The organism is Haloleucobacter albus, assembly GCF_052492075.1.
On the sequence record NZ_JBQWAS010000028.1, the window covers coordinates 119,224 to 132,524 of the forward strand.

Annotated in this window: 14 protein-coding genes and 1 other RNA gene; 7 read left to right on the top strand and 8 right to left on the bottom strand. The window is 63.2% G+C overall.

Features of this window, described 5'->3' with window-relative positions; all coding sequences use genetic code 11:
- The first annotated feature begins 26 nt into the window (after positions 1 to 26).
- Together ACT6QH_RS10510 and ACT6QH_RS10515 are read left to right on the top strand one after the other, a co-directional pair.
- On the top strand, positions 27 to 869 hold the full coding sequence (locus ACT6QH_RS10510; RefSeq protein ID WP_444974781.1) for an FkbM family methyltransferase: 843 nt from the start codon (positions 27 to 29) through the stop codon (positions 867 to 869).
- Between the two features lie 99 nt (positions 870 to 968).
- Positions 969 to 1,688 carry an adenosylcobinamide amidohydrolase gene (locus ACT6QH_RS10515; RefSeq protein ID WP_444974782.1) on the top strand — a complete coding sequence of 240 codons (720 nt, stop codon included), beginning with the start codon at positions 969 to 971 and terminating at the stop codon, positions 1,686 to 1,688.
- Between the two features lie 34 nt (positions 1,689 to 1,722).
- Here ACT6QH_RS10515 and ACT6QH_RS10520 read toward each other — a convergent pair whose 3' ends face one another.
- The 3 genes from ACT6QH_RS10520 to ACT6QH_RS10530 form a co-directional block, all read right to left on the bottom strand.
- Entirely contained in the window at positions 1,723 to 2,412 is a 690-nt protein-coding gene (locus ACT6QH_RS10520; protein WP_444974783.1) for a fumarylacetoacetate hydrolase family protein, read from the bottom strand.
- Positions 2,413 to 2,461: 49 nt separating this feature from the next.
- Positions 2,462 to 3,136 carry a peptide-methionine (S)-S-oxide reductase MsrA gene (gene msrA, locus ACT6QH_RS10525; protein ID WP_444974784.1) on the bottom strand — a complete coding sequence of 225 codons (675 nt, stop codon included), beginning with the start codon at positions 3,134 to 3,136 and terminating at the stop codon, positions 2,462 to 2,464.
- Positions 3,137 to 3,278: 142 nt separating this feature from the next.
- A complete protein-coding gene (locus ACT6QH_RS10530; protein WP_444974785.1) occupies positions 3,279 to 3,665 on the bottom strand; it encodes a hypothetical protein in 387 nt (128 codons plus the stop codon).
- A 360-nt stretch (positions 3,666 to 4,025) separates the two neighbouring features.
- Here ACT6QH_RS10530 and ppa point away from each other — a divergent pair, with 360 nt between their 5' ends.
- The gene (ppa, locus tag ACT6QH_RS10535; protein ID WP_444974786.1) at positions 4,026 to 4,559 is read left to right on the top strand and encodes an inorganic diphosphatase; all 534 of its coding nucleotides are present in this window, start codon (positions 4,026 to 4,028) and stop codon (positions 4,557 to 4,559) included.
- Positions 4,560 to 4,663: 104 nt separating this feature from the next.
- Here the strand turns inward: ppa and ACT6QH_RS10540 are convergent, their stop codons facing one another.
- From ACT6QH_RS10540 to ACT6QH_RS10560, 5 genes are all read right to left on the bottom strand, one after another.
- Positions 4,664 to 5,488, bottom strand: coding sequence for a TIGR00282 family metallophosphoesterase (locus ACT6QH_RS10540; protein WP_444974787.1), 825 nt, complete (start codon positions 5,486 to 5,488; stop codon positions 4,664 to 4,666).
- 27 nt (positions 5,489 to 5,515) lie between these two features.
- Entirely contained in the window at positions 5,516 to 6,184 is a 669-nt protein-coding gene (locus ACT6QH_RS10545) for a 5-formyltetrahydrofolate cyclo-ligase (protein WP_444974788.1), read from the bottom strand.
- Between the two features lie 71 nt (positions 6,185 to 6,255).
- Positions 6,256 to 6,408, bottom strand: a non-coding RNA gene (gene ssrS / locus ACT6QH_RS10550) — 6S RNA.
- A gap of 125 nt (positions 6,409 to 6,533) precedes the next feature.
- Positions 6,534 to 6,932, bottom strand: coding sequence for a cell division protein ZapA (locus ACT6QH_RS10555; RefSeq protein ID WP_444974789.1), 399 nt, complete (start codon positions 6,930 to 6,932; stop codon positions 6,534 to 6,536).
- A complete protein-coding gene (locus tag ACT6QH_RS10560) occupies positions 6,922 to 7,227 on the bottom strand; it encodes a DUF4164 domain-containing protein (protein ID WP_444974790.1) in 306 nt (101 codons plus the stop codon). Before ACT6QH_RS10560 ends, ACT6QH_RS10555 begins: the two co-directional genes overlap by 11 nt.
- Positions 7,228 to 7,703: 476 nt before the next feature.
- Between ACT6QH_RS10560 and tkt the strand changes: the two genes are divergently transcribed.
- The 4 genes from tkt to ACT6QH_RS10580 all read left to right on the top strand — a co-directional run bounded on the left by tkt (position 7,704) and on the right by ACT6QH_RS10580 (position 13,301).
- A complete protein-coding gene (gene tkt / locus ACT6QH_RS10565; RefSeq protein ID WP_444974791.1) occupies positions 7,704 to 9,695 on the top strand; it encodes a transketolase in 1,992 nt (663 codons plus the stop codon).
- A gap of 205 nt (positions 9,696 to 9,900) precedes the next feature.
- Positions 9,901 to 10,908 (top strand): type I glyceraldehyde-3-phosphate dehydrogenase, encoded by a 1,008-nt coding sequence (gene gap / locus ACT6QH_RS10570; RefSeq protein ID WP_444974792.1) that lies wholly within the window; start codon positions 9,901 to 9,903, stop codon positions 10,906 to 10,908.
- A 23-nt stretch (positions 10,909 to 10,931) separates the two neighbouring features.
- Positions 10,932 to 12,158, top strand: coding sequence for a phosphoglycerate kinase (locus ACT6QH_RS10575; RefSeq protein ID WP_444974793.1), 1,227 nt, complete (start codon positions 10,932 to 10,934; stop codon positions 12,156 to 12,158).
- A gap of 123 nt (positions 12,159 to 12,281) precedes the next feature.
- Positions 12,282 to 13,301 carry a class I fructose-bisphosphate aldolase gene (locus ACT6QH_RS10580; protein WP_444974794.1) on the top strand — a complete coding sequence of 340 codons (1,020 nt, stop codon included), beginning with the start codon at positions 12,282 to 12,284 and terminating at the stop codon, positions 13,299 to 13,301.

Here is a 13,301-nt window from a genome sequence, read left to right on the forward strand (position 1 = left end):
TTTGCGGGCCTTTTCGGAGGTCAATCGTGTTCGGCAGACGCCATTCTCCACACCCACTGGCCCTGCAAATGGAGCAGGGCTTCGCCAGGCAGAATGAAAAACTGGATGAGATCCTGCATGCGCTCGCGGCGCGGGAGGAGCAGATCCGGCAATCAGAGAATGCAGACCCCCAACTGGCGATTTATGAACGCATGGGCCTGCGCCTCCTGCTCGACCCGACCTCCTATGTCGACCGCTACATGATCGACAATGGGCAGTGGGAGGAGGCCCAGATTTCCTATCTGTGCCACATCATCCAGCAACTCCAGCGCCATGGGCCCGTGACATTTCTGGATATTGGCTCCTATTGGGGGCTCTATAGCCTGCATGTCAGGAAACTGAATGTACGCGCCATTCACGCCTTTGAAGCAGACCTGCACAATTTCTCCCAGCTCCATGCCCAGATCTTCCTGAATGATGCAGCCGGATGGGTCCAGACCCATCAGGTCGCCATCTCCGACAAGAGGGAGATGGTCACCTTCATGGACAGCCGCGGGCACCCGGAGGGCAATCGCGGCGGTGTCGGCATTGTGGATGAGAAGGTGGCGGTGCGCAGTTTTTCCATTCAGGCAGAAACGATCGACCAGACCCTGCCGCTCTCCGGGGCCCTGATCGTGGCGAAGCTGGATCTGGAGGGCCATGAAAGCAAGGCGCTGGAAGGCATGCGCCAGACCATCAGCGCAAACCGCATGTTTCTTCAGGTCGAATGTTTTGAGGAAAACGCCATGAAAACAACCGGCATGCTGGACAAGCTGGGCTTGCGGCCGGTTCATGAAATCGGCCCGGACAGATACTATACGAACATGCCTGAAACCGCCTTTGAATCATGACATAAGAGCGGTGTGGAAGGGTGTCGATGCGCCATCCACATATCTCCCCCACAGGTGCGCCCCACTTGTTCCGCCCTTCTCATGATTGAGTGCACAGTGATGGCAGCCTTGTTTGATGTCACCTTCCGCCGTCCGCTGCTGATTGCGGGGTTTGACGCCCCGCAACGCATGGTCTCCTGGTCTCTCAACCGGCCCGGTTTCGTGACGGCGCAGCAGGTCGCCTGGCTGGAAGTTCGCGATGCCGACCTGACAGAAGAGATGGACCCGCTCGCCTGGTTCCGCGCCCGGCTGGAGGCGGAAGGGCTGGCGGATGCCGTGGGGCTCATGACCTCACGCAATGTCACCCATCATCACCTGGCCGTACGGCAGGTGGAGGGCATCACGGCCGCCAGCCTCGTCACGCTCGGCCTCAATAATGGGGAATGCGTGGGGGCGCGGTTTTCCGCTGCGGAGGCGGCGCGGATTCTGGGGGAGACCAAGCCCCAGCACGCCTTGCACCCCGGCACGGTGAATATTCTGTGCGCGGTGAATGTGCCCCTCACCAATGCCGCCCTTCTGGAAGCCTCCTCCATCGTGGTACAGGCGCGCACCCGCGCCATTCTGGAGGCCGATTTCCACCGGCCGGGAAATGACAGCGCCATTTCCGGCACCGGCACGGATTGCGTGGTGATGGCCACGCCTCTGGCGGAGCCGTGTGCACGCCAGCCCTATGCCGGCCTGCACACGGCAGCCGGTGAGGCCATAGGCTCTGCCACCCTCGCCGCCGTGCAAGAGGCCGCAACCGTGTGGCTGGACGATCCGGGGCGGCATGTGTTCTGAACCGATCCCGCCCCGCGCAGGAGCAGACCAGTTCTCAGGCGATGGTCAGACGAATATCGCCCACACCTTCCACGCCGCCCTCCAGCACATCCCCCATCTCCACCGGGCCGACACCGGATGGTGTGCCGCAATAGATCAGATCTCCCGGCACAAGGCGGAACAGGGTGGAGAGGGTGGCGATCATTTCCGGCACCTTCCAGATCATCTGGCCAAGGTCGCCCTGCTGCCGGATCTGGCCGTTGATCTTCAGGAAGATCCGCCCGGCCTGCGGATGGCCGCAGCTTTCCGCCGGCACCAGGGCCGAACAGGGTGCGGCATTCTCGAAGGCCTTGGCAACCTCCCATGAGCGCCCCAGCTTCTTCATCTCGGCTTGCAGATCGCGCCGGGTGAGATCAATGCCCACCCCATAGCCGAACACACAATCCAGCGCCTTTTCGGCCGGAATATTCTCTCCGCCCGCCTTCAGGCCCACCACCATCTCGATTTCATGGTGCAGATCACGGGTGCCGGAAGGGTAAGGCATGGTGGCCCCGGATGCGACCAGCGTATCCGGGTTCTTCTGGAAGAAGAAGGGTGGCTCGCGCGAAGGGTCGCCTCCCATTTCCATGGCGTGGTCGGCGAAATTGCGGCCGACACAATAGATGCGATGCACGGGAAACAGCGCTGTCTGCCCCTTTACGGGAAGGGCCGGCTGCGCAGGCGGAGCAAAGACATAAGACGCCATCTCATCCTCTTGAACTGGGGTGCAAAAACCGCCCGGAAAAGACCGTCAGTCACCCGGCCTGCCCGTCTTCTTTCTGTGGCGACAGCAAGCCCGCCGGGCAGGAAACGCCCGTGCCACCCAGCCCGCAATAGCCCGCCGGATTTTTCGCCAGATATTGCTGGTGATAGTCCTCGGCGAAATAAAAGGGGCCGGCCGCGGCGATTTCCGTAGTGACAGGGGAGAAACCTCGCACCTTCAGCGCCTGCCCATAAGCGGCCTTCACCTGCTCGGCAGCGGCGCGCTGTTCCGCCGTCATCACATAAATGCCGGAGCGATATTGGGTGCCGATATCATTGCCCTGCTGCATGCCCTGTGTCGGATCATGGGATTCGAAGAACAGCCGCAACAGTTCTTCATAGCTCACCACCGCCGGATCATGCACAACCAGAACGGCCTCGGTATGGCCGGTGAGGCCCGAACAGACTTCCTCATATGTCGGGTTGGGCGTGAAACCGTTCACATAGCCCACGGCCGTCACCCACACGCCCTTGATTTGCCAGAACCGCCGCTCCGCGCCCCAAAAGCACCCCAGCGCGAAAATGGCCTGCGCCATGCCTGCTGGATACGGCCCCTTGAGAGGATGGCCCGAAACCGCATGCGCAAGCGCTGTGGGCAGGGCCTCGGCCCGGCCCGGCAAAGCCTCCTGCGCCGTGGGCATGCGGGGTGCGCTTCTGTTCCAGAACATGGGGCCCTTCCTGCACGCCTGCGGCGCGCCATCATTTCTCAAAGCCGGTCTGGCCTGATTATCACAACAGGGCAAACCCTGCGCAGGTTCCACACGGCTCCATCGCCGGCCCCGTCATCAGCTCGTGGCGGATGTCACATGCCTATATCCGAAAGGGACGATGCGCCGGCCGCTGGCCCAGCGCCAGCAATAACAGCCCCAGCACGCCGGGCAGCAGAAAGGCCGGCAGCGAAAGCAGGGGCAACATCACCCAGTTCCAAAGCTCGGGCCAGCGGATCAGCACCATCATTTCCGCCTGCTCCAGCATATGGGGTGCCAGCGCATACAGGGCATCACCTGCCGAGGTGAGCCGCAAGCCCGAGGCCGCAATGGTGCGCGTGCCATCCACGATCAGCGCCGAACATGCGCCAACCAGCAGCCAGAACCCGATGAAACGCGCGACAAACCGCATGGCCTCTCCCATATGGCCTTCCACGCCGTGCTGATTCCCAACCGCGGCGCGGTGCATCTGCGGGGGCGTACGCATCATAAGATGCGAAACCTTTTGAAGCGACCTCCTGAATGGGCCGTATGGCACCCGGCAACATGAAGGGGGAAAGCCACGGGCTTTATCGGCCCGGCCCGATCAGGTCGTCGCCCCCGGACCGACGCCTGTTCAGCGTGGCCCGGCATGATCTTGCCCTGAATGGACCAAAAGGGGCGATGCTGTGGGCATTGGCCAAAAATTCAACCACCTCAGGCTTTTATGAGGCATCTGGCAACCACATCATGGCCCATACTACCGAAAAGTTCGGCACAAAAACGCTGGACAAGATCGCATTTGCTTGGCAGCGGTAGGGCCTCCGCGCAGGTTCTGCCTGCGCATAGCGTGGCTTGAAGCGAGAAAAACATGCGCATCGAAGCGATTCCGGTTGGCAAGAATCCCCCCAATGACGTGAATGTCATCATCGAGGTGCCCCTCGGTGGCGAGCCCATCAAGTATGAGATGGACAAGGAATCCGGCGCCCTGTTCGTGGACCGCTTCCTCTACACCTCCATGCGCTATCCGGGGAATTACGGCTTCATCCCCCACACCCTCTCCGGCGACGGCGACCCCTGCGACGTACTGATCGCAAACAGCCGTCCGCTTGCGCCGGGTTCCGTCATCAGCGCCCGCCCTGTGGGCGTGCTCATCATGGAAGATGAAGCCGGCCAGGACGAGAAGATCGTCGCCGTGCCCTCCTCCAAGCTCACCAAGCGTTATGATCGGGTCGACAATTACAATGATCTGCCCGAGATCACGCTGAAGCAGATCGAGCATTTCTTCGAGCACTACAAGGATCTGGAGCCCAACAAGTGGGTGAAGGTGGTGCGCTGGGGCGACAAGGAAGAAGCCCACCGCATGATTCAGGAAGGCCTTGAGCGCGCCAAGGCCGAAGGCTGAGCGCATCAAAGCGGCCCAAAAGGAAATGGCCGGGTGCAGACCCGGCCATTTTCATATGTAGATGTATCGGCGAGCCAGGCAACCGCCTGCACCGGAACAGCAGCTCAGCTTTCCCAGAAGGCCGGGCGCGCATCTTCCAGCCCGCCGCCAAGCCGCACCGGCCCCACCTTCTGCGCCAGCCCTGTGCGGTCACAGGTTTCCACCGCCACGCCACTCAGCGTACCGGGGCCGGAAACCGGCTCAAACCGCCCCGAGGCCACCTTGCGGGTGAAGCGACGAATAGGCTCTTCCTTGTCCATGCCGATCACCCCGTCATAGCAACCGCACATGCCAGCATCGGTGAGATAGGCGGTGCCATGGGGCAAAATGCGATGGTCAGCCGTGGGCACATGGGTGTGCGTCCCCACCACGAGGGAGGCCCGCCCATCGCAATAATGGCCGATAGCCTGCTTCTCACTGGTGGTTTCGGCGTGCACATCCACCACCACTGCATCCACCATCTCACCCAGAACGGCCCCGTCCAGTGCCGAATCAAGACCCGCGAAGGGGTCATCCAGCGGGTCCATGAAGATCCGGCCCATCACATTCATCACCAGAACGCGCGCGCCATTCTTCGCTTCCACAAGCGCCGCGCCCCGCCCCGGCGTGCCTCGCGGATAATTCAGCGGACGTACCAGCGCCGGCGCACGCTCGATGAACACCAGCGCCTCGCGCTGATCGAAGGCATGATTGCCCAGCGTGATGGCATCCGCGCCAGCTTCCAGCAGATCCTCATAGATGGCCTCGGTAATGCCGAATCCGCCGGCCGCATTCTCCGCGTTCACCACCACCAGATCCAGCGACCAGTCAGAGACCAGCCCCGGCAGGCGTGAGAGCACACACTCCCGGCCCGGACGGCCCACCACATCACCCAGAAACAGAATGCGCATCGTCTCGTTCCAATCGCTGTACCCGGCTCAGCCCACGGGGCGCGACAGGGGCGCGCCAGGGAGCACACAAGGGGATGCACAGGGCAGAACCCCGTTTTCGGTAATCATCATGTCCATCGGCTCGTCATGCGGCTCATGAGGCACCTGCTCCGTCTGCTGGCAGGCAAAGGCATACCCCATGGCGCGCAGCGGACCAATGGCCCGCAGCCCGGCCAGCGTGCGATCATAGAAACCGCCCCCATAGCCGATGCGGAACCCCTGCCCGTCAAAGACCGCCAGGGGCACCATCACCACATCAGGGCTCACCTCCGGCGCATCGGGCGCGGGGGTGGGAATGGCGTAACGGCCCTGCGGCGTCAGCGGATCATTTTCGGCCCAGTGGCGAAACAGCAACGGCATGTCGGCACCCACCACCACCGGAAGCGCCAGTTGCACCCCCTGCGCCCGCAGCAGGGCCGCCAGAGGACGCGGGTCGATTTCATCGCGAATGGATGCGAACAGGGCGACATGACGAGCCGGCCCCCGCAGGATTTCCCTACAGGCCAGATGCGCAGCTCTCTGCCCGGCCTCGGCCCGCGCCGCCTCACCCATGGCGCTGCGCCGCGCCAGCGCCACCTGACGCATCCGCCCCTTTTCCGCACGCATATATGCGGCGCTAACGGAAGAGCGCGGATCGGGAGAAAGGGAATCAGTCACGGCCAGCGGGCTCCCTGGCGTCGCCCCGACTGTGAAGACAGGCCCGGAACCGGCCATCAAGAACAGAAATGTGCGGAGCCGCAAAAGCCGTCGGAGTCGATCCCGGGAAACCTACAGCGTAGGTGGGCGCCGTATGTCCAAGCCCAAAGGCGAGGTCAGGGACTGCTCCCTTAAGGATCGATAAGGCCCCGGGGAATAGTTCCTAACGTACCCCGCAGCCCCGCATGTTCTATTTAGGAGCAGCGCCCCCTTCCCGCCAGCCCCTGCGGGCCGCCGCGCACAGCTATTGGCCGGGAAGCTGAGAAAAACCGGCGTCAGGCTCCAAAAGCAGGCAAGTGACCTTGCCCGCTCACCCCATGCCCACGGTCCCCTTTTCCGGCGGGGCCAGATCTGCGACCAGCTTTTCGATGCGCTCGGCAACATCCTCGATGGCGCGCGCCACTTCCTGCTCGCTCTCCTGAATGCGGGCAAGCGCGGAGGCGCGTGCATCGCGCTGGCCTTCAATATCGCTTTCCAGCCCGCGAATGCGCCCGCGCGCCTCGGCCAGCTCATCAGCGATGGTAATGGCAGCCATGACCACGAGGCGCTGATCGCCAATCTCGCCAAAGGCCGCGCGCAACTGGGCAATGCGCGTGTCGATATCATGGGCGAGGCGCATCAGATGGTCTTCCTGCCCTTCATCGCAGGCCATCCGATATTGCCGCCCGGCTATGGTGACGGAAACGTGCGGCACGGCTTCAGCCACCATGGGTGGCGAGCACATCGCGCACCGTGCTCATGGCCACATCAAGCCGACGCATGATTTCCTGCCCGGCTTCGGCCACCTCGCCGGAGCGCGCCTGCGCCTGATCCAGCTCCGAGGCCAGACGAGCCCTGTCATTGCTCAAAGCGTGGAGCTGGGCCATCAGCGCCTCCTGATGACGTTCTGCTTCCTTCCGGCGCTCCAGCGCGTCGGTCAGGGTGTCGAGAGCCGCATGCAGACGCCGCGTGGCGACCTGGATGGGCATCTCCTGCTGGGGCGGGTTTTGCTTGAGCGCATACATGATGTGATTTTATGCCGAGTCGATTTCAAACGCGCCATCTATTGAGGCGTTGTCAACGAGAAACGCCCGTGCGTGACACCCCGGACATTCTGAAAAAATACTTAACACGAAATGCAGGCCGACGCTCCAGACGGCTTTGCCTGCACGACAGGTTCCGAGCCTGCCCCATGGCCGGTTTTGCAGCATATCCCGCACTTTGCGGCCTGTCATGTCCGGGCCTTGAGCGGCAAAATAGGCATCCGGTAATGCTCTCGCGCACCCGCACAACATGGCCCATGCAACTATGTTGCTATTGACCTTTCGTGAAGATGTGCGTTTGACAGCCCCGAAGCATTGAGACAAAACCGCCGCAGGCGGCAGGCTGCCTTTGTGTGACGCCCCTGCGGGCTTTACCCCTTCAGAGGGTCACGCAACGGAACCTCCACCGCCTCCGACCACCGAATTGTCGGCCAGCACCGCGGGAGAAATAGGGTTTCATGTCAGACCGCACGCGCCATGACCGTATGGCCAACGCCATCCGTTTCCTCGCCATCGACGCCGTGGAAGCGGCAAACAGCGGGCATCCGGGCCTGCCAATGGGCGCGGCAGACATTGCCACCGTTCTGTTCACACGGGTTCTGAACTACGACCCGAGCCAGCCGAAATGGGCTGATCGCGACCGCTTCGTGCTCTCCGCCGGCCATGGCTCCATGCTGCTTTATGCGCTGCTGCATCTTGTCGGATACGAGAAGATGACGATCGACGAGATCAAGCGCTTCCGCCAGCTGGGTTCGCTGACACCGGGCCACCCTGAGAATTTCGTCACCGAAGGTGTGGAAACCACCACCGGCCCGCTGGGCCAGGGCATCGCCACCTCCATCGGCATGGCTATGGCCGAGCGTCTGCTCTCTGCCCGTTTCGGTGCGGATGTGGTGAACCATCGCACCTGGGTGCTCGCCTCCGACGGCGATCTGATGGAAGGCATCAGCCAGGAAGCGATCGACCTTGCCGGTCATCTCAAGCTCTCCAAGCTCACCGTGCTGTGGGATGACAACCGCATCTCCATTGACGGCCCCACCTCCATTTCCACCTCCACCAACCAGATCGCCCGTTTCGCCGCCTCCGGCTGGGCCACGATCGAGGTGGACGGGCATGATCCAGAAGCAATCTTCGCCGCCACCGAAGTGGCCCGCGCATCGGACAAGCCCACCCTGATTGCCTGCCGCACCACCATTGGCTATGGCTCGCCGAAGCACGCCAATACCGCCAAGGTGCATGGCGCGCCGCTGGGGGCGGAAGAAATCGTCGCCACCCGCGCGGCTCTGGGCTGGGATGCCGCGCCCTTCGAGATTCCCGCCGATGTGCTGGCGGACTGGCGCGCTGCCGGTAGCCGTGGCAAGGTTCTGCGCGAAGCGTGGGAAGCCCGCATGGCCACCCAGCCGGCCGCCGAGCGCGCCGAGTTCGAGCGTCGCATGGCCGGCATCCTGCCCGCGACCCTCACCGACGCCATCGTTTCCGCCAAGGCACAGGCCGTGGCTGATGGCAGCGCTGTCGCCACCCGCAAGTCGTCCGAGAAGGTTCTGGATGTCATCACCACGGTGGTGCCGGAAATGATTGGCGGCTCTGCGGACCTGACCGGCTCCAACAACACCAAGGCCAAGGGCGCGAAGTCCATCACGCCGGATGATTTCTCCGGCAGCTTCGTGCATTGGGGCATTCGTGAGCACGGCATGGCTGCGGCCATGAATGGCATGTCGCTGCATGGCGGCGTGGTGCCCTTCTCCGGCGGCTTCATGGTGTTCTCCGATTACTGCCGCCCCTCCATCCGCCTCGCCGCTCTCATGGGCCAGCGCGTCATCCATGTGCTGACGCATGATTCCATCGGCCTGGGCGAAGATGGCCCCACCCATCAGCCGGTGGAACATCTGGCCGCCCTGCGCGCCATTCCCAACCTCACTGTGCTGCGCCCCGCCGATACGGTGGAAACTGCGGAAGCCTGGCAGATCGCGCTGGAGAACGACAAGGGCCCGACCGCCCTCATCCTCTCCCGCCAGAACCTGCCGCTGGTGCGCAAGGATGCTGAGGCGAAGAACCGTTCCGCCGAAGGCGCTTACGAGCTTTCCCCGGCCAGCGGCAAGGCGCAGGTTTCCCTGTTCGCCACCGGCTCTGAAATCTCCATCGCGCTGGATGCCCAGAAGAAGCTGGAAGACGCTGGCGTGCCCACCCGCGTGGTGTCCGTGCCCTCCTTCGAGCTGTTCTTCGCCCGTCCGGCGGCCGAGCGCGCCGCAGTGGTTGGTGACGCCCCGGTGAAGGTGGCGGTTGAAGCCGCCATACGCATGGGATGGGATGGCATTATCGGCTCCGAAGCCGGCTTTGTGGGCATGGACAGCTTCGGCGCCAGCGCCCCCGCCAAGGCGCTCTATGCCCATTTCGGCATTACCGCCGACGCCGTGGCCGAAACCGCGCAGAATCTGCTGAAGCGGGCATAATTTCGACGATCTGCCCTGCCATGTCGCATCCCATTGCGACATGGCGCTGTTTCCCGGTGGGGCACTGACACCCGCCAGAGAGAAGACATATCCTGCCGGAGCGTTCCGCCAGCCCTTCCGGGGCGCGGCCTGCTCTACAAAACGCCCTCTGCGGCAAAACTGTTCAAGATGAGAGCTGCTGCGAGCGGCTCATGGAGGAAGTGACATGACGGTGAAGGTCGCCATCAATGGCTTCGGTCGTATTGGTCGTAACGTGCTGCGCGCCATCATCGAGTCGGGCCGGACCGACATCGAGGTGGTCGCCATCAACGATCTGGGCCCGGTGGAAACCAACGCCCACCTTCTCCGCTTCGACAGCGTGCATGGCCGCTTCCCGGCCGAGGTGAAGGTTGAAGGCGACACCATCAATGTCGGCCGCGGCCCCATCAAGGTCACCGCCGTGCGCAACCCGGCCGAGCTGCCCCACAAGGCGATGGGCGTGGATATCGCGCTGGAATGCACCGGCATCTTCACCTCCAAGGAGAAGGCCGCAGCCCATCTGGAAGCCGGTGCCAAGCGCGTTCTGGTATCCGCCCCCGCCACCGATGCCGACCTGACGGTGGTGTATGGCGTGAACCATGACAAGCTCTCCGCCGAGCATCGCGTGGTGTCCAACGCCTCCTGCACCACCAACTGCCTGGCCCCGGTGGCCAAGGTGCTCAATGAAGCCGTCGGCATCGAGAAGGGCTTCATGACCACCATTCACGCCTATACCGGCGACCAGCCCACGCTGGACACCATGCACAAGGATCTGTACCGCGCCCGCGCCGCAGCCATGTCCATGATCCCGACCTCCACCGGTGCGGCCAAGGCCGTGGGCCTGGTGCTGCCGGAGCTGAACGGCAAGCTGGATGGCACCTCCATCCGCGTGCCGACCCCGAATGTCTCCGTGGTGGATCTCAAGTTCATCGCCAAGCGCGCCACCACCCGTGAAGAGATCAACGAAGCCATCATCGCGGCCGCCAATGGCCCGCTGAAGGGCATTCTCGGCTTCACCGACCAGCCGAACGTCTCGATCGACTTCAACCACGACCCGCACTCCTCCACCTTCCACCTCGACCAGACCAAGGTCATGGAAGGCACGCTGGTGCGCGTTCTCTCCTGGTATGACAATGAATGGGGCTTCTCCAACCGCATGAGCGATACCGCTGTCGCCATGGGCAAGCTCGGCTGAACCGGGAGAGGTCGCAGTATATCATGGTTGCCTACCTCACCCTGGACGATGTGGACCTGACGGGCAAAGCTGTCGTGGTCCGCGTCGATCTGAACGTGCCCATGGACAATGGGCGCGTCACGGACGACACCCGGCTGAAAGCCATTCTCCCCACTATTCGTGACATCACGAAAGTGGGCGGCAAGGCCATTTTGATCTCCCATTTCGGCCGCCCCAAGGGCAAGCGCGACGACAGCCAGTCGCTTGCCCCGCTGGTGCAGCCCATGGCGGATCTGCTGGGGCATGAGGTGGCATTCGCGCCGGATTGCATCGGCCCGGCCACGGAAAAGACCGTGGCCGAGCTGCCGGCCGGTGGCGTCATCATTCTGGAGAACACCCGCTTTCATCCGGGTGAGGAAAAGAATGATGCCGATTTCATTGCGGCCATGGCACGCCATGGCGTGCTCTATGTGAATGACTCCTTCTCCACCGCCCATCGCGCCCATGCCTCCACCGAGGGGCTGGCCCATGTGCTGCCGGCCTGCGCCGGCCGCGCCATGCAGGGCGAGCTGGATGCGCTGACCCACGCGCTGGAAGAGCCCGAGCGGCCCGTTCTGGCCGTGGTGGGCGGGGCCAAGGTATCCACCAAGCTGGAACTGCTCGGCAATCTCGTTCACAAGGTGGATATTCTGGTCATTGCCGGTGGCATGGCCAACACCTTCCTTGCCGCGCAGGGCCACACGGTTGGCAAATCCCTGTGCGAGCGGGAGATGGGTGAGACCGCCCGCAACATCCTCGCCGAAGCCGAAAAGGCGAACTGCGAGATCGTGCTTCCGGTGGATGCTGTCGTGGCCAGGGAATTCAAGGCCAACGCCCCCCACCGCACGATTGATGTGGACCATGTGGCCGAAGATGAAATGATCCTCGACGCTGGTCCGCGCACGGTGGAACTGGTGAAGCAGAAAATGCAGGGCGTGAAGACGGTGGTCTGGAACGGCCCCTTCGGCGCTTTTGAGCTGAACCCCTTCGACGCCGCCACCGTGGCGGTGGCGCAGGAAGCCGGCGCACGCACCCTGGCGGGCAAGCTGCTCTCCGTAGCGGGCGGCGGCGATACGGTTGCCGCTCTCAACCACAGCAAGGCGGCGGACCATTTCTCCTACGTCTCCACCGCCGGCGGCGCCTTCCTGGAATGGCTGGAGGGCAAGTCCCTTCCCGGCGTGGAAGCCCTGCGCCCCAAAGGTGTGAGCCAGCAGGCTGCGGCTTCCGCCTGATCCCTTTCGGCGGAATGTCCCACATTCCGCCAGAACAACGTGACCCATAATTGCAGGGTATCTTTCACAACAGGAAAGGCCCCTGCCGCGCCGCAAAGCGGCCCAATCCAAGGATGAATGCACATGAGCGCTGAAATCGACGTGAATGCGCAGAAGATGGTTGCTGAAGGCAAGGGCATTCTGGCCGCCGACGAAAGCACCGGCACCATCAAGAAGCGTTTCGACGCCATCAATGTGGAATGCACAGAGACCAACCGCCGCGATTATCGCGAGCTGATGTTCCGCACCACCGAGGCGATGCAGAACTACATCTCCGGCGTCATCCTCTATGATGAAACCATCCGCCAGAAGGCCGCCGATGGCACGCCGCTGGTGCAGCTCATCGCCGAGAGCGGCGCGCTGCCGGGCATCAAGGTGGATATGGGCGCCAAGCCCCTGCCCTTCTGCCCCGGTGAGACCATCACCGAGGGTCTGGATGGCCTCGCCGGCCGCCTGAAGGAATATTATGATCTCGGCGCTCGCTTTGCGAAGTGGCGCGCGGTGATTGATATCGGCGCGGGTATCCCTTCCCGCACCGCCATCGAAACCAATGCCTCGGCACTCGCCCGCTATGCGGCCCTGTGTCAGGAAGCCAGCATCGTGCCGATCGTCGAGCCGGAAGTGCTGATGGATGGCGACCATACCATCGAGCGCTGCTATGAAGTGACCGAAGCGGTGCTGAAGGAAGTCTTCCAGCAGCTCTTCGCCCAGCGCGTGCGCCTTGAAGGCATGGTGCTGAAGCCCAACATGATCGTGCCGGGTAAGAAATCCGGCCAGAAGGCCTCCGTGCAGGAGGTGGCTGAGAAGACCGTGCGCGTGCTGAAGAACTGCGTGCCTTCCGCCGTGCCGGGCATCGCCTTCCTCTCCGGCGGCCAGTCTGACGAAGAAGCCACCGCGCATCTTGACGCCATGGTGAAGCTGGGCGGCCTGCCTTGGGCCCTCACCTATTCCTATGGCCGCGCTCTTCAGGCTGCGCCTCAGAAGGCGTGGGCGGGCCAGGTCGAGAATGTGGCGGCGGCGCAGGCAGCCTTCACCCATCGCGCCCGCATGAACTCTCTGGCCGCCCGCGGCCTGTGGTCTGCGGCGGAAGAAAAGGCGGCCTGA